The organism is Sphingomonas silueang (assembly GCF_040049155.1).
Classification (GTDB): Bacteria; Pseudomonadota; Alphaproteobacteria; order Sphingomonadales; family Sphingomonadaceae; genus Sphingomonas; species Sphingomonas silueang.
This window is the reverse complement of the sequence record NZ_JBDZDK010000017.1, coordinates 45007-63173: the sequence shown is the minus strand read 5'-3', so window position 1 is coordinate 63173 and position 18167 is coordinate 45007. Positions and strand designations below refer to the sequence as shown.

At 71.6% G+C, this 18167-nt stretch carries 25 protein-coding genes and 1 tRNA gene; all 26 read right to left on the bottom strand.

Annotated features, from left to right (window positions below; genetic code table 11):
• Positions 1-2: 2 nt before the first annotated feature.
• The gene (locus ABLE43_RS15380) at positions 3-332 is read right to left on the bottom strand and encodes a hypothetical protein (protein ID WP_348979258.1); all 330 of its coding nucleotides are present in this window, start codon (positions 330-332) and stop codon (positions 3-5) included.
• A complete protein-coding gene (locus tag ABLE43_RS15375) occupies positions 329-886 on the bottom strand; it encodes a hypothetical protein (protein ID WP_348979257.1) in 558 nt (185 codons plus the stop codon). Before ABLE43_RS15375 ends, ABLE43_RS15380 begins: the two co-directional genes overlap by 4 nt.
• Before the next feature lie 9 nt (positions 887-895).
• The gene (locus ABLE43_RS15370; protein ID WP_348979256.1) at positions 896-1627 is read right to left on the bottom strand and encodes a sigma-70 family RNA polymerase sigma factor; all 732 of its coding nucleotides are present in this window, start codon (positions 1625-1627) and stop codon (positions 896-898) included.
• A complete protein-coding gene (gene fliP, locus ABLE43_RS15365; RefSeq protein WP_348979255.1) occupies positions 1624-2280 on the bottom strand; it encodes a flagellar type III secretion system pore protein FliP in 657 nt (218 codons plus the stop codon). The genes ABLE43_RS15370 and fliP overlap by 4 nt, the downstream gene beginning before the upstream one ends.
• Positions 2277-2639, bottom strand: a complete 363-nt coding sequence (locus ABLE43_RS15360; protein WP_348979254.1) for a hypothetical protein — start codon at positions 2637-2639, stop codon at positions 2277-2279. The genes fliP and ABLE43_RS15360 overlap by 4 nt, the downstream gene beginning before the upstream one ends.
• Entirely contained in the window at positions 2627-2896 is a 270-nt protein-coding gene (locus ABLE43_RS15355) for a FliM/FliN family flagellar motor C-terminal domain-containing protein (RefSeq protein ID WP_348979253.1), read from the bottom strand. Before ABLE43_RS15355 ends, ABLE43_RS15360 begins: the two co-directional genes overlap by 13 nt.
• 8 nt (positions 2897-2904) lie before the next feature.
• Positions 2905-3624, bottom strand: coding sequence for a FliM/FliN family flagellar motor switch protein (locus tag ABLE43_RS15350; RefSeq protein ID WP_348979252.1), 720 nt, complete (start codon positions 3622-3624; stop codon positions 2905-2907).
• Positions 3624-4805 (bottom strand): flagellar hook-basal body complex protein, encoded by a 1182-nt coding sequence (locus tag ABLE43_RS15345; RefSeq protein ID WP_348979251.1) that lies wholly within the window; start codon positions 4803-4805, stop codon positions 3624-3626. The genes ABLE43_RS15350 and ABLE43_RS15345 overlap by 1 nt, the downstream gene beginning before the upstream one ends.
• A complete protein-coding gene (locus tag ABLE43_RS15340; RefSeq protein ID WP_348979250.1) occupies positions 4802-5242 on the bottom strand; it encodes a flagellar hook assembly protein FlgD in 441 nt (146 codons plus the stop codon). The genes ABLE43_RS15345 and ABLE43_RS15340 overlap by 4 nt, the downstream gene beginning before the upstream one ends.
• Entirely contained in the window at positions 5243-6004 is a 762-nt protein-coding gene (locus ABLE43_RS15335; RefSeq protein ID WP_348979249.1) for a hypothetical protein, read from the bottom strand.
• Positions 6001-6444 carry a hypothetical protein gene (locus ABLE43_RS15330; RefSeq protein WP_348979248.1) on the bottom strand — a complete coding sequence of 148 codons (444 nt, stop codon included), beginning with the start codon at positions 6442-6444 and terminating at the stop codon, positions 6001-6003. The genes ABLE43_RS15335 and ABLE43_RS15330 overlap by 4 nt, the downstream gene beginning before the upstream one ends.
• Positions 6437-7747 (bottom strand): FliI/YscN family ATPase, encoded by a 1311-nt coding sequence (locus tag ABLE43_RS15325; protein WP_348979247.1) that lies wholly within the window; start codon positions 7745-7747, stop codon positions 6437-6439. Before ABLE43_RS15325 ends, ABLE43_RS15330 begins: the two co-directional genes overlap by 8 nt.
• Entirely contained in the window at positions 7744-8412 is a 669-nt protein-coding gene (locus ABLE43_RS15320) for a FliH/SctL family protein (protein ID WP_348979246.1), read from the bottom strand. Before ABLE43_RS15320 ends, ABLE43_RS15325 begins: the two co-directional genes overlap by 4 nt.
• A gap of 3 nt (positions 8413-8415) precedes the next feature.
• The gene (locus ABLE43_RS15315) at positions 8416-8715 is read right to left on the bottom strand and encodes a hypothetical protein (protein ID WP_348979245.1); all 300 of its coding nucleotides are present in this window, start codon (positions 8713-8715) and stop codon (positions 8416-8418) included.
• A complete protein-coding gene (gene fliF / locus ABLE43_RS15310; protein ID WP_348979244.1) occupies positions 8702-9928 on the bottom strand; it encodes a flagellar basal-body MS-ring/collar protein FliF in 1227 nt (408 codons plus the stop codon). Before fliF ends, ABLE43_RS15315 begins: the two co-directional genes overlap by 14 nt.
• Complete coding sequence (fliE, locus tag ABLE43_RS15305; protein WP_348979243.1) at positions 9928-10245, bottom strand: flagellar hook-basal body complex protein FliE; 318 nt, start codon at positions 10243-10245, stop codon at positions 9928-9930. The genes fliF and fliE overlap by 1 nt, the downstream gene beginning before the upstream one ends.
• Positions 10242-10661, bottom strand: a complete 420-nt coding sequence (gene flgC, locus ABLE43_RS15300; protein ID WP_348979242.1) for a flagellar basal body rod protein FlgC — start codon at positions 10659-10661, stop codon at positions 10242-10244. The genes fliE and flgC overlap by 4 nt, the downstream gene beginning before the upstream one ends.
• A 2-nt stretch (positions 10662-10663) precedes the next feature.
• Complete coding sequence (locus ABLE43_RS15295) at positions 10664-11008, bottom strand: flagellar basal body rod protein FlgB (protein ID WP_348979241.1); 345 nt, start codon at positions 11006-11008, stop codon at positions 10664-10666.
• Positions 11009-11019: 11 nt separating this feature from the next.
• A complete protein-coding gene (locus ABLE43_RS15290; protein WP_348979240.1) occupies positions 11020-12135 on the bottom strand; it encodes a flagellar basal body P-ring protein FlgI in 1116 nt (371 codons plus the stop codon).
• Complete coding sequence (locus tag ABLE43_RS15285; RefSeq protein ID WP_348979239.1) at positions 12135-12704, bottom strand: flagellar basal body L-ring protein FlgH; 570 nt, start codon at positions 12702-12704, stop codon at positions 12135-12137. Before ABLE43_RS15285 ends, ABLE43_RS15290 begins: the two co-directional genes overlap by 1 nt.
• Positions 12701-13336, bottom strand: a complete 636-nt coding sequence (locus ABLE43_RS15280; RefSeq protein ID WP_348979238.1) for a hypothetical protein — start codon at positions 13334-13336, stop codon at positions 12701-12703. Before ABLE43_RS15280 ends, ABLE43_RS15285 begins: the two co-directional genes overlap by 4 nt.
• A gap of 10 nt (positions 13337-13346) precedes the next feature.
• Positions 13347-14114, bottom strand: a complete 768-nt coding sequence (locus ABLE43_RS15275) for a flagellar hook-basal body protein (protein ID WP_348979237.1) — start codon at positions 14112-14114, stop codon at positions 13347-13349.
• The gene (locus tag ABLE43_RS15270) at positions 14111-14809 is read right to left on the bottom strand and encodes a flagellar hook-basal body protein (RefSeq protein WP_348979236.1); all 699 of its coding nucleotides are present in this window, start codon (positions 14807-14809) and stop codon (positions 14111-14113) included. The genes ABLE43_RS15275 and ABLE43_RS15270 overlap by 4 nt, the downstream gene beginning before the upstream one ends.
• A gap of 340 nt (positions 14810-15149) precedes the next feature.
• The gene (locus tag ABLE43_RS15265; protein WP_348979235.1) at positions 15150-16739 is read right to left on the bottom strand and encodes a right-handed parallel beta-helix repeat-containing protein; all 1590 of its coding nucleotides are present in this window, start codon (positions 16737-16739) and stop codon (positions 15150-15152) included.
• Between the two features lie 405 nt (positions 16740-17144).
• Positions 17145-17230 (bottom strand) — tRNA-Leu (locus ABLE43_RS15260).
• Between the two features lie 59 nt (positions 17231-17289).
• Positions 17290-18153, bottom strand: a complete 864-nt coding sequence (locus tag ABLE43_RS15255) for a glycoside hydrolase family 16 protein (RefSeq protein WP_348979234.1) — start codon at positions 18151-18153, stop codon at positions 17290-17292.
• Positions 18154-18167 lie beyond the last annotated feature (14 nt).

Genomic DNA, 18167 nt, shown 5'->3' with positions numbered 1-18167 from the left:
GCCTATGGCTCGCGCAGCGCCGCCGCCGCCCGGTCGATAAGGTCGCCCCCCTCGGGCAGGTCGGCGACGATCCGGACCACCCGGTCGAGCACGCTCCGAAACGCGGCATCGTTCGCCACCGCATCGCCCAGCTCGTCCAGCAGCAGCGCATGGACCACCGCCCGGCGGCGTTCGTCGGGGTCGAGCGCGTCGAACCCGGCCATCGCGCGCAGCCGGTCGACCGGCGCGCGTTCGGACCGGGCGGTCGCCTGTGTCCGCGCCGTCCCCGTACCGCGCGTCAGCCGGTCGCGCAGCAGCAGCAGGACGTGATCGGCACCATTGATCCGCGTCATCCGCGCCCCATGCCGCCGCCGCCGATCTGCCCCAGCAGGAACGAGGTCGCCGATGCCGCCTCGACCGGCGCGGGATCGGGTGCGGCGATCTTGCGGCACTCGTCGATGATCAGCTGCATGTCGCGGTTGAGCGGCGGATTCTCGCCATTGGCGGCGATCCCGGCGGCCAGCGCCGCCTGCGCCTCGGCGAAGCGGTCGTGGATCAGATGGGTCAGGCCGCCCACGAACTGCGCCAGATAATGCGCCTCCGGCAGCGCCGTCAGCGGCTGCCACGTCGCCAGCGCCCGCCCCGCCTCGCCCGAGGTCAGCTCGAAGAAGCCGAGCTGGAACCGCGCCAGCGCGAAATCCGGGGCGAGCGCGACCGCACGCGACAGCGACCCGTGCGCCTCGATCGCCCGCCCCCCGCCCGCGAGGAACGACCCGCGCAGGAAGTGCAGCCGCGCATCGTCCGGAAATTCCGCCAGCAGCCGGTCGACCAGCGCCAGTTCCTCCCCCGTGCCGCCGCGCGCCGCCGCGAGCAGGGTTTCGATCGCTTCGTCGCTGCATGTCGTCATCGTCATTTCCTATAGCCCGTGCAACCGCCGCCGCAGCCGACCGATCGCCGCGGCATGAATCTGCGATACCCGCCCCTTGGACAGCCCCATCAGCTGCGCCACCTGGGTGAAGCTGATGCCGTTGCCGTAATGCTGGCGGATCACCGTCGCCTCGCGCTCGGGCAGCCGGTCGATCGCCTCGGTCAGCAGCGCCATGCGTTCGCGCCATGCAAGGCTCTGATACGCATCGGGCCGGGGATCGGCTCCGTCGCCCGTCACCACCAGCGCGGTATCGCCGAGCATCAGCCCGATCGCCAGCCCCGATACCAGCGCGCGCAGCGCCGCCACCGGATCGGCAGGCCCTGCGGCATCGCGCAGCGAGCGGGCGCGCTCCACCTCGTGCCGTCGCCGTTCGCGGTAGCAGGCATCGGTCTCGTTCATCCGCGACGCGCCGTCGGCGATCGACCCGACGATCCGCCGCCGGGCATAGGCGCCGAACGGGATGTCGCGCCACGGATCATAGCGGTCGATCGCCTGCAACAGCCCGGCATAGGCGAAATGCTCGAAATCGCCGAGATCGCTACCGTGGCTCGGGCGGCGGCCGAGTTGCCGCCGGGCGATGCTGCGCGCCAGCATGCGATAGCGGTCGAACAGCGCCTCGCGGCAACGCCATTCGCGCTCCTGCCGCAGCCGCCGCCACAGCGACGCCTCGACCCGGGGCGGCACCAGCAGCAGGTCCAGGCCCGATCGCCGCATCGTCATCGGAAGCTGCCGAGCACCCCCTGCAACACCAGCCCCCAGCCGTCGATCAGCACGAACATCAATATCTTGATCGGCAGCGCGATGGTGGCGGGCGGGACCATCATCATGCCGAGCGCCAGCAGGATGCTCGCCACCACCAGATCGATCAGCAGGAACGGCAGCAGGATGACGAAGCCGATGGTGAACGACACCCGCAGCTCGTTGAGGATGAAGGCGGGAGCGAGTTTCAGCGTCTCGACCTCCTCCGCCCGGCGCGGCAGCGGCGTCTTGGCGATGGCATAGATCGCCTCCAGATCGGCGTCGCGGGTCTGCGCCAGCATGAAGCGACGCAGCGGCGCGGTGCCCGCGGTCATCGCCGCTTCGACGCCGATCCGCCCGGCCATCAGCGGCTGGAGCGCATCGGCGTTGATGCGGGTGAAGGTCGGCCCCATCACGAACGCGGTCAGGAACAGCGACAGCGCGACCAGCACCGTGTTCGGCGGCGTCTCGGGCATGCCGAAGGCGTGGCGCACCATCGACAGCACGATGACGGTGCGGATGAAGCTGGTCATGCTGATGATCGCAGCGGGCACGACCGCCAGCAGCGTCAGGATCAGCGCGGTGCGCACCACGTCGCTGCCGATCGCACCGTCGAGGAAGGGGGCGGCGGTCATGCGCGGGCGCTCCCGTCCACGTCGCGGCGCTCGACCACCTGCTGCCCGGTCGCCGACGACAGGATCAGATATTCGCGCCCGTCGCAGCGCAGCAGGCACAGGTCGGCATGCGGGCTGATGCGGCGGCTTTCGAGCACCGCGATCCGCCGCCCGGCCACCGCCCGGCCCGCCCCGCGCCAGCGCGACAGGTCGATCCGCCCGCCGCCGCGCCTGAGCAGCACCGCGCCGACCGCCGCGAGCAGGATGCACAGCAGCAGCGCCGACACGATCCGGGTCAGCGACACGTCGAGCGCCGCACCGCCGCCCAGCCGGGGCGTCGCGGCGGCGGCAGCGATGGCCAGCATCGTCACGCCGGCCATGCCGCGATCTCCCCGATCCGCACCGCGAAACGATCCTCCACCGCCACCAGCTCGCCGCGCGCGACCGCGACGCCGTTCAGGCGCAGTTCGACCTGCCGGTTGAGCGGGGCGTCGAGCGGTACGATCCCGTCCGCCTTCAGTGCGGCGAGTTCGCCCACGGTCATCGTCGCGCGGCCCAGCACCGCTTCGAGTTCGAGCGGCACGGTGTCGATCAGCCTGGGATCGATCCGGGCGGGAGCGGTCGGGGATTGGGTCAAGGCATTACTCATGCGGACAGCGGTTGGGTGATCTTGAGGAACGGGGCCGGGTCCGCCGCCACGACGGTCACGCGGCCGCGCGCGGCGGCGCATCCGTCGATCGCGATCGGCATCGCGTCGGTGATCTTGCCGCCCAGCAGCACCACATCGCCCTCCGCCAGCGCGGCGAGATCGGCGACATGCAACTGCACCCGCCCGGCGAACGCGCCGACCGTCACGCGCTGCGCCGCCAGCGCGGCACCGATCGAGCCGAGCGGCAGGGCGGGCGGCGGCGGCAGGATGCGGTGCACCAGCGCGGCGAAGCGATCCGCCGACAGGCCGATCGCAAGCGGCAGCGTGCCGATCGCGGCGGTCAGCACCGGTTCGCCCGGCTGCGGACGCCAGTCGCCGCTCGGGCCGAACGCCTGTGCCAGCATCGCGCGCAGGTCGTCGACGCACGCCTCGCCCAGCCGTTCGAGCAGATCGCGCTCGGCATCGTCCGACCGGTCGGCGGCGACGCCCAGCAGCGCCGCGCCGAGTTGCACGAGCCCCCCGGTCGCGACGCCGAGCATCAGCCCGTCGCGCGACCGCCACGTCATCGCCCCCGCCGACGCCCGCGCCATTGGGCGGAGCAGCGGCGGACGCTCGGCGAACCAGCGTTTCGCCCAGCGCGCGACCGGCTCGGCCAGCGCCGCGTCGAGCGCGGGCGGCGGCACCGTATCGGCGGGCAGCCAGCGACGCGCGTCCATCAGCCCTGCCCGCGGATGCCGAAGAGCTGCTGGATCATGTCGTTCGACACGCTGACGATCTGCGACGATGCCTGGAACCCGCGCTGGATCAGGATCAGATCGCCGAACTGCTGCGACAGGTCGACGTTCGACGCCTCCAGCCGCCGCGACCGGACCTGCCCGACCCGCGCATCGCCGCCCGCCAGCAGCAGCCGGTCGCCCGGCACCGTCTCGACGAACACGCCCGACTGCTGTTCCAGCCGCGTCGGATCGCGGAACCCGGCGAGCGCGATCGCGCCGAGATCGGCCTTCTCGCCGTTGGAATAGGACAGTTCGAGCCGCCCGTTCGCATCGGCGGCCAGCGCGGTGATCGTCCCCGCGACATGGCCGTCGGTTTTCGTGACGCGCAACGTCGACGTGTCCCCGGCGGAATAGGAGGTGGCCCCGCCCGAAAAGTCGAAATCGACGCTCAGCCCCGACGCGCTGTCGGTAAACGTCAGCCGGCTGGTCGCGGGATCGGCGATGCCGCCGGTGAAGCGGAGCGCTGCGCTGCCGATCGCGGTGCCCTTCGCGTCGCTCACCGCGACCGTCCACGCATTGGCGCCCGCCGCCGTGTCCCTGGTGAAGCGCGCGGTCCAGCTATGGGTGCCGCCGGTCGCGTCGATCACCTTGATGTCGCCGACCGAGACGCTGGTCGCCGTCGCCGACAGATTGTCGCCGAAGGTGACGGTCGTGGTCGCCCTGGGCGGGCTGGTCCGGCGGCTGTCGATCGACAGCGCGACCGGGCGCTGCTCGGCGTCCAGCGTGGCGAGGCGATAGTTCGTGCCGCGCAGCACGATGAACCCGGCGGCATCGACATCGAAGCTGCCGGTCCGGGCATAGGCGGTGCGGGTGCCGTCCTGCAGCAGCATGAAGCCGTTGCCGTCGACCGACAGGTCGAGATCGCGGTCGCTGCCGCGCAACTCGCCCTGCTTGAAGCTGAGCGCCGCCGCGTCCAGCGTCACCCCGTCGCCGTCGCCCCGGCCCCCGTCGCCGCCCAGCGCGCCGCCGCTGCCGGATGCGCCGTAGAGGTTGCGGAAGCTGACCGTCGAACTCTTGAACCCGGTGGTGTTCAGGTTCGACACGTTGTTGCTGACCTGCTGCAACCCGCGGGCATAGGCGTTCAGCCCGCTCAGGCCGATATAGATCGAACCGAACATCATTGTTTCTCCCTGATCTGCGAAATGGTGGAAATGGCGATGCCGCTGATGGTGCGCCGGTCGTCGGTCTCGATCGTCACGGTCGGCGTGCCGTTCGACAGCGCGACCGCGCTGACCGTGCCGCTGACCACCGCCGACCCGGCGGGCACGTCGACATATCGGCCGAGCAGCCCCGCCGCCTGCCCCGCCGCCTGCGCGGCGACCAGCGACGCCAGCCGCTCGTTGGTCACCTGCCCCTGCTGGACCTGCGAGAACTGGGCGAGCTGCGAGACGAACTGGAAATTGTCCATCGGCTTCAGCGGGTCCTGATAGCTCAGCTGGGTCAGGATGATCTTGAGCAGCGCATCGAAGCCGAGGCCGAAGGCGCTCGTCGTCGCATCGGCGGCACTGCCCGACTGCGCGGGCGCGGGCGTGGCAGGGGTGATCGGCGCGGTCTGCATCTACGGGTTCCTCGGATCGGTCGGGCGGGCGAGGACGGCGATCCGTCCGGGGGCATGGCCGTGCCGGGCCAGCAGCGCGGCGATCGCGTCGGCGAGGCGCAGCCGCTCGCCCGCGTCCAGCATGTCGAGCCGGGCGACGACCTCCAGCGCGTGGCCGACCGCATGCACCGCCACCGCGACCGGCGCGGTCGGCCGCGGCAGGAAGCGCGGGCGGGCGGCGCTGCGCGGCATGGCCTGCGGCGCCTCGGCGGCTGCCGGTCGCGACGGCTGCGCGACGACCGGAGTCGGCACGTCCCGCGCGGGGACCGACGCGACGGCTCGGAACCGCGGGCGGGGGGCAGCGCCCGGCGGCGGCGCATTCTGTACGGATCGGATTGTCCCGCTCGCTGGCAGGAACGGCGGCGGCGGCACAGACCCCTCACCTGACGGCCCCGCTTCCCCGGTAGGAAGCGGCAGCGGGGCGACCGGCATCGCGCGTGCGGGAACCGGCGGGTCGGGCACGAACGCTAGTGCCCGCGCGAACAGGCCGTCCTCGTTGAATACCCGGGCGGCGGGCGGACGCTCCCCCGCCTCCAGTGGCACGGTGGCGACATGCGGCCCGACCATCGCCGCCGGCGGAAAGGGCTCGCTCGCGACGATCGGCCCCGGCGGCACCACCGGAACCACGGCGAGCAACGCCGCGAAGTCCGTCGCCGTCGGCCCGGCGGACACCGGCAACCGGGGCGGATCGAGCGCGATCGGCAGCGCGGCGGGCGCGATCATCGCCGCCCCCACCGGTAGCACAGCCGGTCGGCCTGCGCCGCGAGCAGCGCTTCCTCCCGCCGCCGGACCGCGTCACGGCGGGCCTGTGCTTGCCGCGTCGCGAGCGCCCGGCACCGCCCCTCGGCCAGTCGCCAGCGCCGGGCGGCGTCCGCGCTGGCGGCATCGGCGGCATGCTCCGCCGCCTCGGCCCGCGCCACATCGGCGGCGCCCGCCAGCAGCATCCGCCCGAACAGGGCGCTGCGCACCGGATCGAAGCCCTCGTCCATCTGCTCGACCCATGCCCGTTCGACGCGATCGAGCGTTTCCGTCGCCTCGATCCGCGTCCGGCGCGCCCCGGTCACGGCGCGCAGCGCGTGTCCATGGGCGGCCTCCGCCTGCCCGCGCCGCGCGATCAGCGCCTGCTCGCACCGGGCGAGCATGGCCAGCCTGCGCTCAGCCATGCGCCCCTCCGTGGACGAGCGCCTGCAACCGGCGGCGGGTTTCGGCGATCGGCTCGGCGACCTCGCTGCCCTGGCGCAGGAAGGCGAGCAGCGCGTCCCGCCCCGCGATCGCGGCGTCGATCGCCGCGCTGCCGCCCGCCTGATAGATGCCGCTGTCGATCATCACCCGCGCCTCGTCATGGACGGCGAGTTGCGCGACGGCATGACGCGCGGCGGCGGCATGGTCGGGCGGCATCAGCCGCGACGCGAGACGGCTGATGCTGCGCGGCACGTCGATCGCCGGGAAATGCCCCTGTTCCGCCAGCGTGCGCGACAGCAGGACATGGCCGTCGAGCAGCGACTTCATCACCTCGACGATCGGGTCGTCGATGTCGTCGGTCTCGCTCAACACCGTCATCGCCGCCGTGATCGCACCGCCGCCGCGCACCGCGCCGCACCGCTCGACCATCCGCGGCAGCGCGGCAAAGACATTGGGGGTATAGGCGCGTGCGGTCGGCGGCTCGCCCGCGGCAAGGCCGATCTCGCGGAGCGCCATCGCCAGCCGCGTGACCGAATCGATCACCAGCAGGACATGCTCGCCCCGGTCGCGCCAATATTCGGCAAGGCACAGCGCCAGCGATACCGAACGGGCGCGCAGTACCACGCTCTCGTCCGACGTGGCGGCGACGAGGGTGCAGCGCGCGGCGTCGTCGCGTGCGCGCAGCCCGCGCCAGAAGCTCTCGACCTCGCGCCCCCGCTCCCCGACCAGGCACAGGATGCGGCGGTCGGCGGGGGTCTGGGCCACGATCTGTTCGACGAGGCTGGTCTTGCCGACGCCGCTGGCGGCGAAGATGCCGATGCGCTGGCCGATCCCCAGCGTCAGCAGCCCGTCGATCGCGCGGATGCCGGTCGTCAGCATCCGCTCCGGCGCGATCCGGTCGAGCGGCGGGGGCAGGCTGCCGCCGATCGCCATGCGCGCGACCGGCACCGGATCGCTGCCGCCGTCGATCGCACGACCCAGCGCATCGATCGCGCGCCCGCCATAGCCGTCGCCGACCCCGGCCCGCGCCGCCGACGGTGCCGGTTCCACCCGCGCCCCGACCGGCGGCAGCGCGCGATCCTCGACCGGCACGAGGATCAGGCCGTCCTCCCCCGCCACCGCCACTTCGGCGAGCAGGCCGTCGTCGCCGATCCGGCACAGCTCGCCGACCCGCGCCGCCGGGCCGGTCGCCTCCAGCCGCCCCGTGGCGGCACGGCGGATGCGGCCATGCGCGCTTAGCAACTCGGCTGCCGCGATCCGGTCGAGCAGGAGCGTGCCGGTCATCGCAACGCCTCCGCAAGCCGCGCCCATTGCTGCCGCACGTCGAGGTCGATCGCGCCGAGCCGCACGGTCGCGCGGCACGCGCCCGGCGGCAGGCGTGCGTCGATCGATACCGCGACCCCGTCCCCCAGCGCCGCCACCGCCGCGTCGAGTACCTCCCGATCGGCAAAGTCCGCCGCACTGACCGCGACCGCCACGACCGCCTCGTCGCGCAGCCGCGCCGCGTTGCGCGACAGGGTGGCGGCGACCATCGCCGCCAGCGGCGCGTCCGCCCCGAACAGCCGGTCGAGCGCGGCGGTGGCGAGGATCGCCGCCAGCGCATCGGCATCGGCGAAATGACGGCGCAGGTCGGCGGTCTGTGTCGCGATCCCCGCGGTCAGCGCCGCCAGCCGCGCATCGGCCCGGTCCTGCGCGGCGGCGGCCCCCGCGCGCTCGCCTTCGGCGCGGGCAGCCTCGACCATTGCCTTCGTCCGGGTTTCGGCCTCGCTCGCGGCGCGGCGGGCATCGGCCTTCACCGCCGCAATCTCGGCGTGCAGCCGCTCGCGCTCGGCCCGCGCCGCCGCGCGTTCCTCGGCGAGCGGATCGACCACGGCTGCCGGGGGCGGCGTCACCGCGCGCAGGGGGCGTACGCTTTGCTCCACCGTGCCATGTTTCAGGATCGCCGCCATCGCTCAGCGCCGCTCCCGCCGACCGAGGATGCGGTCGAGCAGCGACGGCGCGGGCGAAGCGGCGACGGTCGCGCCGCGCTCTTGCCGGACGATCCGGCCGAGCGTCTCGCGCACCGCCGCGGGCAGTGCCGGATCGGCGATGCGCGACGCGATGTCCGCACCATAGGGCGACGGCACGACGCCGTCGGACAGCCATTCGGCCGCCCGCAGCCGCTCGTCCGGGGTCAGCCGTGCCAGCACATCGGCCTGCGCCTCGGGCGGCAGCCGCCGCAGCCGGGCGACCAGTGCGTCACCGCGCGCCATCGCCGCTCCCCTCCCGCGCCAGTTGCCGTTGCAGCGCGCGGGCGAACGCCGCATGATCTTCCTCGTCGGGCGCATCCCGCCCCGCTCGCCACCGCAGCAGCACGAGCAGCGCGACCGGTACCGCCAGCAACAGCCACCACCACGCATCCGACCTTGGCCCCGGTACCTCCACCGGCACCGGGGCGGCGCTGCGCGTGGGCATGCGGGGTGCGGGGGCGATCGCGCTTGCGACCGGCGGGGCGGCGATCGATCCGGTCTCGAACGTCAGCAGGTCGCCGTCCGCTTCCCGCATCCCCACCGCCGGGGCGACCGCCGCTTCGATCGTCGCCTGTGTCGCCGGGTCGATCGGCTGCGCGGTGACGAGCGTCAGCCGCAGCCGGAAATTGCGCCCCTGCCCCGCCTCGCCCGGAGTCCAGCGCGCCGGATCGAACGGCTGGTCGCCCTGCGGCATCGCCATCGCCTGTAGCCGATAGCGGAGCTGCGGGAGCACGGCGTCGATCGCACCGCGCGCGCGGGCCTGATAATATTGCTCCACCGCGCTGCGCGCCGCCGCGTCGGCGGATCGTTCCACGGCATCGCCCGCCGGGGCCGCACTGCCCTGCGTCAGCACGCGCCCGTCGGCGTCGAGCACCACCACCCGCTCGGGCGGCAGGTCCGCCACCGCCGCCGACACCAGCCGCTGGATCCCCGCCACCCGCGCCGGATCGGGCGTCAGCCCGCCGCGCATCGTCACCGTCACCGCAGCACTCGGCTCGGTACGGTCGTCGCGGAACAGCGCGCGTTCGGGCAGCGCCAGATGCACCCGCGCCGCCTCGACGCCGTCCATCAGCGTGATCGTGCGGACCAGTTCGCCCTGCAACGCACGCTGATAGTTGATCTTCTGCGCGAAGTTGGTGAGGCCCATGTCCGACTTGTTGAACAGCTCGAACCCGGTCACCGCGTCCGATCGCACCAGCGACAGCCGGATCGCATCCGCCTCGCCTTCGGGGACGAGGATCGTCGTGCCGCCGTCGCGCAGGCGATAGGCGGTGCCGCGCTTGTCGAGTTCGGCGACGATCGCCGCCGCCTCGCCGGGCCGCACCCGCTCGACCAGCACGGCATCGCCGCCGCGCAGGAAGGCGTAATAGCCAAGGCCGAGCAGCAGCACGACCAGCGCGAACACGCCGCCGACGATCGCCCATTGCCGCCGGGCCGGATCCGCGAACACCGGCATCACAGCTGCATGTTCATCAGTTCGCGATAGCCCTCGACCAGCCGGGCGCGGACCTGCATCGCCAGTTCGACCGACAGCCGCGCCTCCTCCAGCGCGATCGTCACCTGATGCAGCGGCACGCCGTCGTCGAGCGCGAAGCGCCGGACCAGCGCGTCCGCCGCGCCGACCTTCGCCTCGACGCCGCGCAGCCCCGCCAGCACCAGCGCGCCGAAATCGGGTGCGGCGATGCCTGCGGGCGGCGGCGCGACCGGTCCCAGCCGCAGCGCGAGCGGGGCGGGATCGACGCCCGTCAGGGCGGGCACGGCGGCGATGCTCATGCCCCCTTCCCCAGTTCGAGCGCACGGCTCATCATCTGGTGCGCGACGCCCAGCGCGGTGAGATTGGCCTCATAGGCGCGCGCGGTGCGGATCATCAGCGCCATCTCCCCCGCATGGTCGATGTCGGGATAGGTGACGAAGCCCGCGGCATCAGCATGCGGATGGCCGGGTTCGTGCACCCGCCGCACCGATCCGGCGACCGGCTCCAGCCCCAGCACCGCGACCCCCTGCGCCTGCGGCGCGCCATGCAGCATCGCGCGAAAGCCCCGCGCCGGTCCCGACAGCAACCGCTGCGCGCGATAGGGCGCGCCGTCGCCCGCCCGGCTGGTGTTCATGTTGGCGAAGTTCTGCGCGATCACCTGCAACCGCTGCCATTCGACATCCAGCCCGCTCCGGCTGATCCGCGCCGCGTCCATGGTCAGCGCCCCCCGGCGATGGCGCTGCGCATCAGCCCCATCTGCCGCCCGAGCAGGTCGATCAGCGCGCCGTAGCGCAGCGCCGTTTCCGAAGCGGTCGCGAGTTCGAGGTCGACGCGCAACTCGCTGCCATAGGCGGCAGGGGGCAGGTGTTCGACCTGCGGGCGCACCGCCGCGACCGCGTCCGGCCCGCGCGCCGCCGCATCGCGCAGCGCGGTCTCGAACGCGACGCGCAACGGGCGATAGCCCCGCGTCGATGCGTTGGCGATGTTGGCGGCGGTCGTCTCCGCGCGCGCCGACAATCCGTCGAGCGCCCGTACGATCACCAGCGGGGTCACTGCGTCCATGTGCAATTCCATCATTTGATGACGAGTTCGGCGTGCAGGGCACCGGCGGCCTTGATCGCCTGCAGAATGCCGATCATCCGCGCGGTATCGACCCTGGCCTTCGCCAGCGCCTGCACCAGATCGCCGATCGTGGTGCTGGGAAAGCGGAAGGTGCGGTCGCCCGACCCTTCGGCCACGTTCAACCGGGTGTTGGTCACGATCAGGCTGCGCACCCCGCCGGGGTCGCTGGCGAACCCGGTGAAGAAGTCCGGCTGCGACGCCGCATTGTCCTGCACCACCGATATCCGGATATCGCCCTGCGCGATCACCACCGGCGACAGGGTGACGCCGCCGCCCGCGACGACGGTGCCGGTGCGTTCGTTGATGACCACGCGCGGCGGCGCGTCGGGGCGCACCGTCATGCGTTCGAGGTCGGCGAGGAAACCGGTCAGCTGCGCCGCCGATCCGCCGAAGCGCACCCGCACCTCGTCCGCGTTGCGTGCCCATGCGGCCCCTGCGCCCAGCCGCCGCGAGATGCCCGCCGCGATCGCCTCGGCAGTGGAGAAGCTCGGCTCGGCCAGCAGGAACGACAATTCGCCGCCGGGCTTCAGGATCGAGCTGTCGACCGCCGCCTCGATCGTCGCGCCGCCCTGCAGGATCGCCGAGGTCGGATAGTTGCGCTGTTCGCGGTTGAGCTGGCTGTCGAAGCGATGCCCGCCGACCAGCAACGGCCCCTGCGCCAGCGCATAGGTGCGCCCGTCCGGCCCCAGCATCGGCGTCATCACCAGCGTGCCGCCCGCCAGGCTGCGCGCATCGCCGATCGACGCGATCGTCGCATCGATCCGGTCGCCGACATTGGCCGACGGCGGCAGCGTGGCGGTGACCATCACCACCGCGACGTTGCGGCTGCTGATCTCCGCCGGATCGACATTGGTGCCGAGCCGCCCGAGCGCGTTGCGCAGCGCCTGCCGCGTCACCGCATTCTGCCGCGTGTCGCCCGATCCCGACAGGCCGACGACGAGGCCGTAGCCGACCAGCGCATTCTCCCGCCAGCCGTCGAACCGGCCGAGCGCCTTGATCGGCACCTCCTGCGCCGATGCGGGGAGCGGGACGGCCAGTGCCAGCAACAGCATCGCGAGCCCGCGCATCAGCCGAGCCCCAGCAGCGCGAACAGCCGGTTGACCAGCCCCGGCCCCGCCCCGCGCGACACGAAGCCGCGCCCGCCGTAATCGATCTCGGCATCGGCGATCCGGGTAGAGAGGACGGCATTGTCGCCGGAAATGTCGACCGGGCGCACCCGCCCGCGCACCCGCACCTCGGTCCGCTCGCCGTTGACGTGCATCCGCTGCCGCCCGGTGACGATCAGGTCGCCGTTGGGCAGGACGTCGCTGACGGTCACGCTGAGCCGCGTCACCAGCCGCTCGCTGCGCCGGGCATCGCCGCGCCCGGCATAGCCGCCGCCGATCGTCACCCGCGCGCCTTCGCGGACCGCCGATCCGGCGTCCAGCGTCGCGCCGACCTCGCTGCGCTTGCGCGAGCTGTTCTGCATCGAATTGCTCGCCTCCGCCGACTGGAACACGACGACGGTCAGCACGTCGCCGACCGCCCCGGCACGCTGGTCGGCGGCGAGCGCGCTCCATTGCCCGCGGCGATAGAGGTCGTCGCCGGTGGCCGATCCGCCCGCCAGCAACGCGAGCATGCCCAGTACCGCGCTCATCGCGCATCCTCCGCCAGCGCGAGCGGGGCGGACAGCACCTGCCCTCCGGCGTCGCGCACGAACACCCGCCGTCCGGCGCGCGCGGGTTGGAGGGTCGTCACGACCCGCTCGACCGCGACCGGACCATAGGCAGCGCGCAGCGTCAGCGCTGTGCCCGCCGCCACCCGGTCGCGCGGCGCGGGCACGAACCGGCCGAGCGGTGCGCCTGCGGCAAGCGCCGTGCGCGCGCGGGCGGCACGATCCCCGCCATCATGGCCGATCGCATCGACCGGCGCGCCGTCGCAGGACGCGGACACGACATCGCCGGTCGTCACCACCTCGCCCGCCGCCAGCGTGCGGCGGGCGGTCCAGCATCCCTGTGCGCCGACGACCGGGGCGTGCAGCGTGATCGCCACGCTCCCCGCGCCGCGCACCGCGAGCGAGGGCTGCCGTCGCCGCACCAGCGCGCGCACCGTCGCCGCGTCGAGCCGAGTCACCTGCCGCCCGGCGGCCAGCCGCAGCACCACCAGCCCCGCCGCGCGGCCCGCGATCCGGCCGCCGTCCGCCCGGCGCACCAGATCGCCGAGCGTCACCTCGCGCCGTTCGACCGTCACTGCGGGCAGCAGCACCGCGACCATCGCTGTCAGCAGCATCGCCACGCCCTCAGCGCCGCAGCCCGTTGGCGATGCCGAGCAGCTGGTCCGCCGCCTGCAACACCTGCGCATTGGCGGCATAGGCGCGCTGCACCAGCATCATCCGCACCATCTCGTCGGTCAGCTGGACGTTCGATCCCTCCAGCGCGCCCTGCACCAGCCGCCCGGTCCCGTCCTCGCCGGGTACGAACGCGGCGAGCGTCGTCTCGTCGGCCACGCGGTACAGCCCGCCGTCGAGCCGCTCGACGCCGCCCGCATCGGTCACGCGCACCAGCTGGATCTGCCCCAGCACGCTCGTCTCGCCGCCCGTCTCCGCGCTGACCGTCCCGTCGGCGGCGATCGCGATCGCGCCGGCATCGGCGGGCACGGTGATCGCGGCCTTCAGCGCCAGCCCGCCCGGCCCGGTCAACTGCCCCTCCGGCCCGAGCTGCAACCGCCCGCCGCGCCACAGCAGCGTGCGCCCGTCCGCACCGATCAGCTCGATCAGCCCGCCGCCGTCGATCGCCACGTCCATCGCCGCGCCGGTGCGTTGCAGCGCGCCGCCCTCGTTCAGCATGAACTGCACGTCGAGCGCGACCCCGGCCAGCGTCGGCGCGGCAGACGCGAGGTCCGCCGACGGCACGCCGCCGTCCGCCCCGCCCGCCACGACATCGGCAAAGCGCACGTCGGCGCGCTTGAACCCGCCGGTGTTGATGTTGGCGATGTTGTTGGCCAGCGCGTCGAGCGCCAGCTGCTGGGTGCGCAGCGCCACCGCGCCGACGTGATAGGCGCCGCTCATCGCCCGTTCCCCGCAAAGGCGTTGACCGCCTTGCCCATCAGTTCGTCATAGAGCTGGATCAGCCGCGCGCCGGTCTCCGCCTCGCGCACCGCCGCCATGCTGCGCGTCATCTCGTCGCCCAGCACGACGTTCGACGCCTCCACCATGCCCTGCCGGACGACCGGATCGCCCGCATCGGCCATCGCCGCGGCATCGGCGGCGAAGAAGCTTTCGCCCACCGGGCGCAGCGCGGCGGCATTGTCGGGCAGCATCACCGCGACCCGTCCGACCGGGCGTTCGCCGTCGAGCACGGTCCCGTCGCGCGCGACCTTCGGCGTCGTGCCGTCGATCGTCAGGTCGCCGCCCCCTGCGCGTTGCAGGAAATAGCCCTGCGGCGTCACCAGCCGCCCTTCGGGATCGCGCCGGAACCGGCCCTGCCGCGAATAGAGTGTCGCATCCCCCGCGCGCAGCTGGAAATAGCCGTCGCCGCCGATCGCGAGGTCGAAAGGGTTGCCGCTCTCGCTGAGCGCCCCCGCCGCCGCGTCGCTGTGGGTGGCGATCGTCGGCGCGGCGTCGCCCCGGTCCACCAATGTCGCAAAGCCGATCCGCCGCCGGTAGCCCGGCGTCGACAGATTGGCGACGTTATGGGCGATCACCTCCAGCCGCTGTTCGGCCATGCGCATCACGGCCGTCGCCGATTCCACCAGTCCCGACATCACACCCCCACCGGACGCATCGCCCCCGCGATGCCGCATATCCCGGTTCCCCGGATGCCACCGGCGGCCCGCGAAGGCGCGCGGGGTTTGATCCGCTATCGAGCAAAGCGGCCAAGGCAATCGAATCGCTTGCGAAACGGACGTCGGTCGGTGGGCGATCGTGCGGCGGCGTGCGCCTCCGGCCACCTGCCCCGAAGGCGATCGCCCGCAGTTCCACCGCTACTCGAAAATGGAGCCAGTTCGCCGAAACCCGCCGGATCGCGCCGATGCGGGCACGGGATCGCGGTTCCAGAAGAGAAGGGCGGCGCCAATCGATGACGCCGCCCCTGTCGTTGCAGTCTTAGACGACGACGCGCCGTTCCCCGGTCGACGTACGATATTCGACACCGGCAGGGAGACCGGCAGCAAGTGCCGCCTGGTTCGTATCATGTACCGGAAGGGCCAGCTTGACCCGACCGAGGCCGTCGATGCGGATGGCAGCGATCTCCAGCGTTCGTCGGAAGATATCGAACCCGATCCCGTCAGCCCGCTCGACCGGACCGAATTGCCAGGTCGCGACGCCGTTCAGATCGTAGCAGGTCTGAAACGCGGACCGTCCGTTGACGGCGTGATGCCGCGCGACCTCCCCGGACGTGGTGAAGAGATTGACCGGCGCAATGGTTGCGTTTCTCTCGGCCTTGACCTTGTTCTCGGTGAAGTAATTTCCCTCGATATGATGATCGTAGCTTGCCTGGATTTGCTCGCCTCCCTCACGCGCGCTGTCCGTGATGAGTAGCGAGCCCTTCTGGTTGTCCCGTGTTTTGTTACCCACGACCGAACTACGCGAACTGTCGGCACCCAGGACGATCGCATAGCCACGACCGCCGACGATCATGTTGTCCGACAGGATCACGTCCGGTGATCCGAAAACCTTGATCCCCATATCGATCAGGGTTTGGCCATAGCCCGCGTTCTGGACCGTATTGGCGATGCAGATCGTGCGCGGCGCAAGTTCGATGTTGATCCCGGCTTCCCGCCCGTCGCGGATCACGTTGTTCGCGAGGATGGTGTCCCACACGACCCCTTCGCCTTTGCCGTCGCCGAAACTTCCCTCCAGATGGAGCGGATTGTACAGGTTGGTGGCGACGATCGTGTTGCCGATCGCCTTGTTGCCGCGCGCATCGGCTGCGTACGCGTTGAAGCTGATGCCCTGTGCCGTTTCCGATACATGGCTGTTGGACACGATGTTGTAGGAACTGTTGAAGAACGCGATGCCGCCGTCGCTGAAACCGTCCACCCAGACCTGATCGACGACGCACCTGTTCGCGAACTCGGTGTTGATGCCGTTACCGTTCGTAACGGTATGATCATTATTCACGTACCGGGCATCGCCGGAAATGCGCAGCAGGGCAACGGCGGCATCTTCGATCGGATTGGTCGAAGAGCCGTACAGGCGTACCGCATCGACCCTTTCGACCGCGATCAGTTTCAGCACCGAAGCGACCCCCGTACCGGCGAGCCTGACGCCCGACTTGACCAGAACGGGCGTGCCGATGCGATAGGTCCCGGCCGGTACATGCACCTCCCCGCCACCCGCAGCAGCCACGGCGTCGATCGCACGCTGGATCGCATCGACATTGTCGGCAGCGGCGGTCGTCGCCCCGAAGTCGGCGATGCTCACCGTCTCGCGCAGCTTGTCGCTGACCTTTCGTGGGATCGCGACGGTGGATGCCTGATCGAACACGACATGTTCGGCGCGTAAGCGTACCCACGCCCCTGCCGTCAGCGGCTGGGTGTCCGCCTTGACGACGTTGATGTTGTCGGCCTTCCCGGCGTAATTGCCCGGCGTCCATGTCCAGAGAGAGGCATCATGGACGATACTCCCCTGGCTCGTTGCCGCAGCCTTCAGCTCTGCAAGCGTGGTTACGGTTGTGGTCGTGATCGTAGCCATTCCCATTCTCCCTGCCGCGAATCGGCAATTGAGAACAAACATAGAACCAAAGCTGTAGGACAGCGGTTTGATGGCACGCATTGGCCGGGGCATATTCACGGGCGCCTGGTCGGGCGGGATGTGCGAACGCCGTTGGGGGCATAGCCAAGCAGTTCGTCCGCGCCGGTCGGGGGCCAAACTGCAACCGTCGAAGGGACCGCGCATCATGCGCAATACAGTGATCGAGCGGTTCGTGGGGCTGGGTTGACCTTCCGACGCGGACGCAAGACACCCGCAACGGTCTTGCGGTACGCCGGCCCTCGCGGCCAGCATTTCGACGATGAAACGATTACGCCAGATATACATGCCCCCAACCAGGAGGGCGTATTCCAGCTGCCCCAGGTCGTCAAAACGCCGGAATACCGCTGGTGCGGACGGCGGGGCTCGAACCCGCACTTCCATAGGAAAGCGGATTTTAAGTCCGCTGCGTCTACCGATTTCGCCACGTCCGCCGACCGGGCCGGAGCGGATCCCCCAAGCCGATCCGCTCCGGTGCGTCAAGCCGCGTCACCTATCCCTTCGGCCAGTGGCGGACGTAATCGACCCGCATCCGCTGCGGGAAGGATGCGTCGTCGATACCCTTCTGGCCGCCCCAGTCGCCGCCGACCGCGACGTTCAGGATCAGGTCGAACGGGCGGGTGAAGGGCCATGCCGCCGCTCCGCCCGGCTGGTCGTTGCGCACCTGCATGTACCCGCGCCCGTCGACACCGATGGTGATGACATCCGGCTGCCAGTCGAGCTGGTAGCGGTGCATTTCGGTGCAGGCGGTGGGCAGTCGCACCTCCGCGCCGCGCTGCGTGCCCTTCACATGGTTGAACGCGCCGCTGTGGACGGTGCCGAGCACGACGCCGGGGTTCCAGCCGACCATCTCCATGATGTCGATCTCGCCCATGTCGGGCCACTGGCCGTCCTTCGGCAGCGTCCAGATCGCGGGCCAGATGCCGCGCCCGCACGGCAGTTGCGCACGAACCTCGTAGAAGCCGTAGCCGAGCGCCTGCCGCGTCACCAGCTTCGCCGAGCTATAGGCCTGCCCGCCCCAGTCGGGCCGGTCGCGCAGCGCCTCGCGCCGCGCCTCCAGCACCAGCACGCCCTGTTCGATCCGGGCGTTCTCCGGGCGGTCGGCGGCGTAATATTGCTTCTCGTTGTTGGCCCAGCCGATCCTGTTGCGCGACGTGTCGTAGCGCCAGCGCGCGGTGTCGATCGTGGGTCCGTCGAACTCGTCGGCAAAGGCCGGGGCGGCGCTGGGCGGGGCCATCGCCACATCGACGTGATAGTTGTTCGCGCCGAGCGACTTGGCAGGCGGCGGCGGCGCCTGCTGCGCGGTCGCCGCGCATCCTGTGGCCAGCAACGCGATCGTGATCGACAAACCCTTCATATCGCTCTCCATCT

Coding starts and splice junctions, on each gene's coding strand:
- ABLE43_RS15380 (WP_348979258.1), bottom strand. CDS start 332: ATGACGCGGATCAATGGTGCCGATCACGTCCTGCTGCTGCTGCGCGAC.
- ABLE43_RS15375 (WP_348979257.1), bottom strand. CDS start 886: ATGACGACATGCAGCGACGAAGCGATCGAAACCCTGCTCGCGGCGGCG.
- ABLE43_RS15370 (WP_348979256.1), bottom strand. CDS start 1,627: ATGACGATGCGGCGATCGGGCCTGGACCTGCTGCTGGTGCCGCCCCGG.
- fliP (WP_348979255.1), bottom strand. CDS start 2,280: ATGACCGCCGCCCCCTTCCTCGACGGTGCGATCGGCAGCGACGTGGTG.
- ABLE43_RS15360 (WP_348979254.1), bottom strand. CDS start 2,639: ATGGCCGGCGTGACGATGCTGGCCATCGCTGCCGCCGCCGCGACGCCC.
- ABLE43_RS15350 (WP_348979252.1), bottom strand. CDS start 3,624: ATGGACGCGCGTCGCTGGCTGCCCGCCGATACGGTGCCGCCGCCCGCG.
- ABLE43_RS15345 (WP_348979251.1), bottom strand. CDS start 4,805: ATGATGTTCGGTTCGATCTATATCGGCCTGAGCGGGCTGAACGCCTAT.
- ABLE43_RS15340 (WP_348979250.1), bottom strand. CDS start 5,242: ATGCAGACCGCGCCGATCACCCCTGCCACGCCCGCGCCCGCGCAGTCG.
- ABLE43_RS15335 (WP_348979249.1), bottom strand. CDS start 6,004: ATGATCGCGCCCGCCGCGCTGCCGATCGCGCTCGATCCGCCCCGGTTG.
- ABLE43_RS15330 (WP_348979248.1), bottom strand. CDS start 6,444: ATGGCTGAGCGCAGGCTGGCCATGCTCGCCCGGTGCGAGCAGGCGCTG.
- ABLE43_RS15325 (WP_348979247.1), bottom strand. CDS start 7,747: ATGACCGGCACGCTCCTGCTCGACCGGATCGCGGCAGCCGAGTTGCTA.
- ABLE43_RS15320 (WP_348979246.1), bottom strand. CDS start 8,412: ATGGCGGCGATCCTGAAACATGGCACGGTGGAGCAAAGCGTACGCCCC.
- ABLE43_RS15315 (WP_348979245.1), bottom strand. CDS start 8,715: ATGGCGCGCGGTGACGCACTGGTCGCCCGGCTGCGGCGGCTGCCGCCC.
- fliF (WP_348979244.1), bottom strand. CDS start 9,928: ATGCCGGTGTTCGCGGATCCGGCCCGGCGGCAATGGGCGATCGTCGGC.
- fliE (WP_348979243.1), bottom strand. CDS start 10,245: ATGAGCATCGCCGCCGTGCCCGCCCTGACGGGCGTCGATCCCGCCCCG.
- flgC (WP_348979242.1), bottom strand. CDS start 10,661: ATGGACGCGGCGCGGATCAGCCGGAGCGGGCTGGATGTCGAATGGCAG.
- ABLE43_RS15295 (WP_348979241.1), bottom strand. CDS start 11,008: ATGGACGCAGTGACCCCGCTGGTGATCGTACGGGCGCTCGACGGATTG.
- ABLE43_RS15290 (WP_348979240.1), bottom strand. CDS start 12,135: ATGCGCGGGCTCGCGATGCTGTTGCTGGCACTGGCCGTCCCGCTCCCC.
- ABLE43_RS15285 (WP_348979239.1), bottom strand. CDS start 12,704: ATGAGCGCGGTACTGGGCATGCTCGCGTTGCTGGCGGGCGGATCGGCC.
- ABLE43_RS15280 (WP_348979238.1), bottom strand. CDS start 13,336: ATGCTGCTGACAGCGATGGTCGCGGTGCTGCTGCCCGCAGTGACGGTC.
- ABLE43_RS15275 (WP_348979237.1), bottom strand. CDS start 14,114: ATGAGCGGCGCCTATCACGTCGGCGCGGTGGCGCTGCGCACCCAGCAG.
- ABLE43_RS15270 (WP_348979236.1), bottom strand. CDS start 14,809: ATGTCGGGACTGGTGGAATCGGCGACGGCCGTGATGCGCATGGCCGAA.
- ABLE43_RS15265 (WP_348979235.1), bottom strand. CDS start 16,739: ATGGCTACGATCACGACCACAACCGTAACCACGCTTGCAGAGCTGAAG.
- ABLE43_RS15255 (WP_348979234.1), bottom strand. CDS start 18,153: ATGAAGGGTTTGTCGATCACGATCGCGTTGCTGGCCACAGGATGCGCG.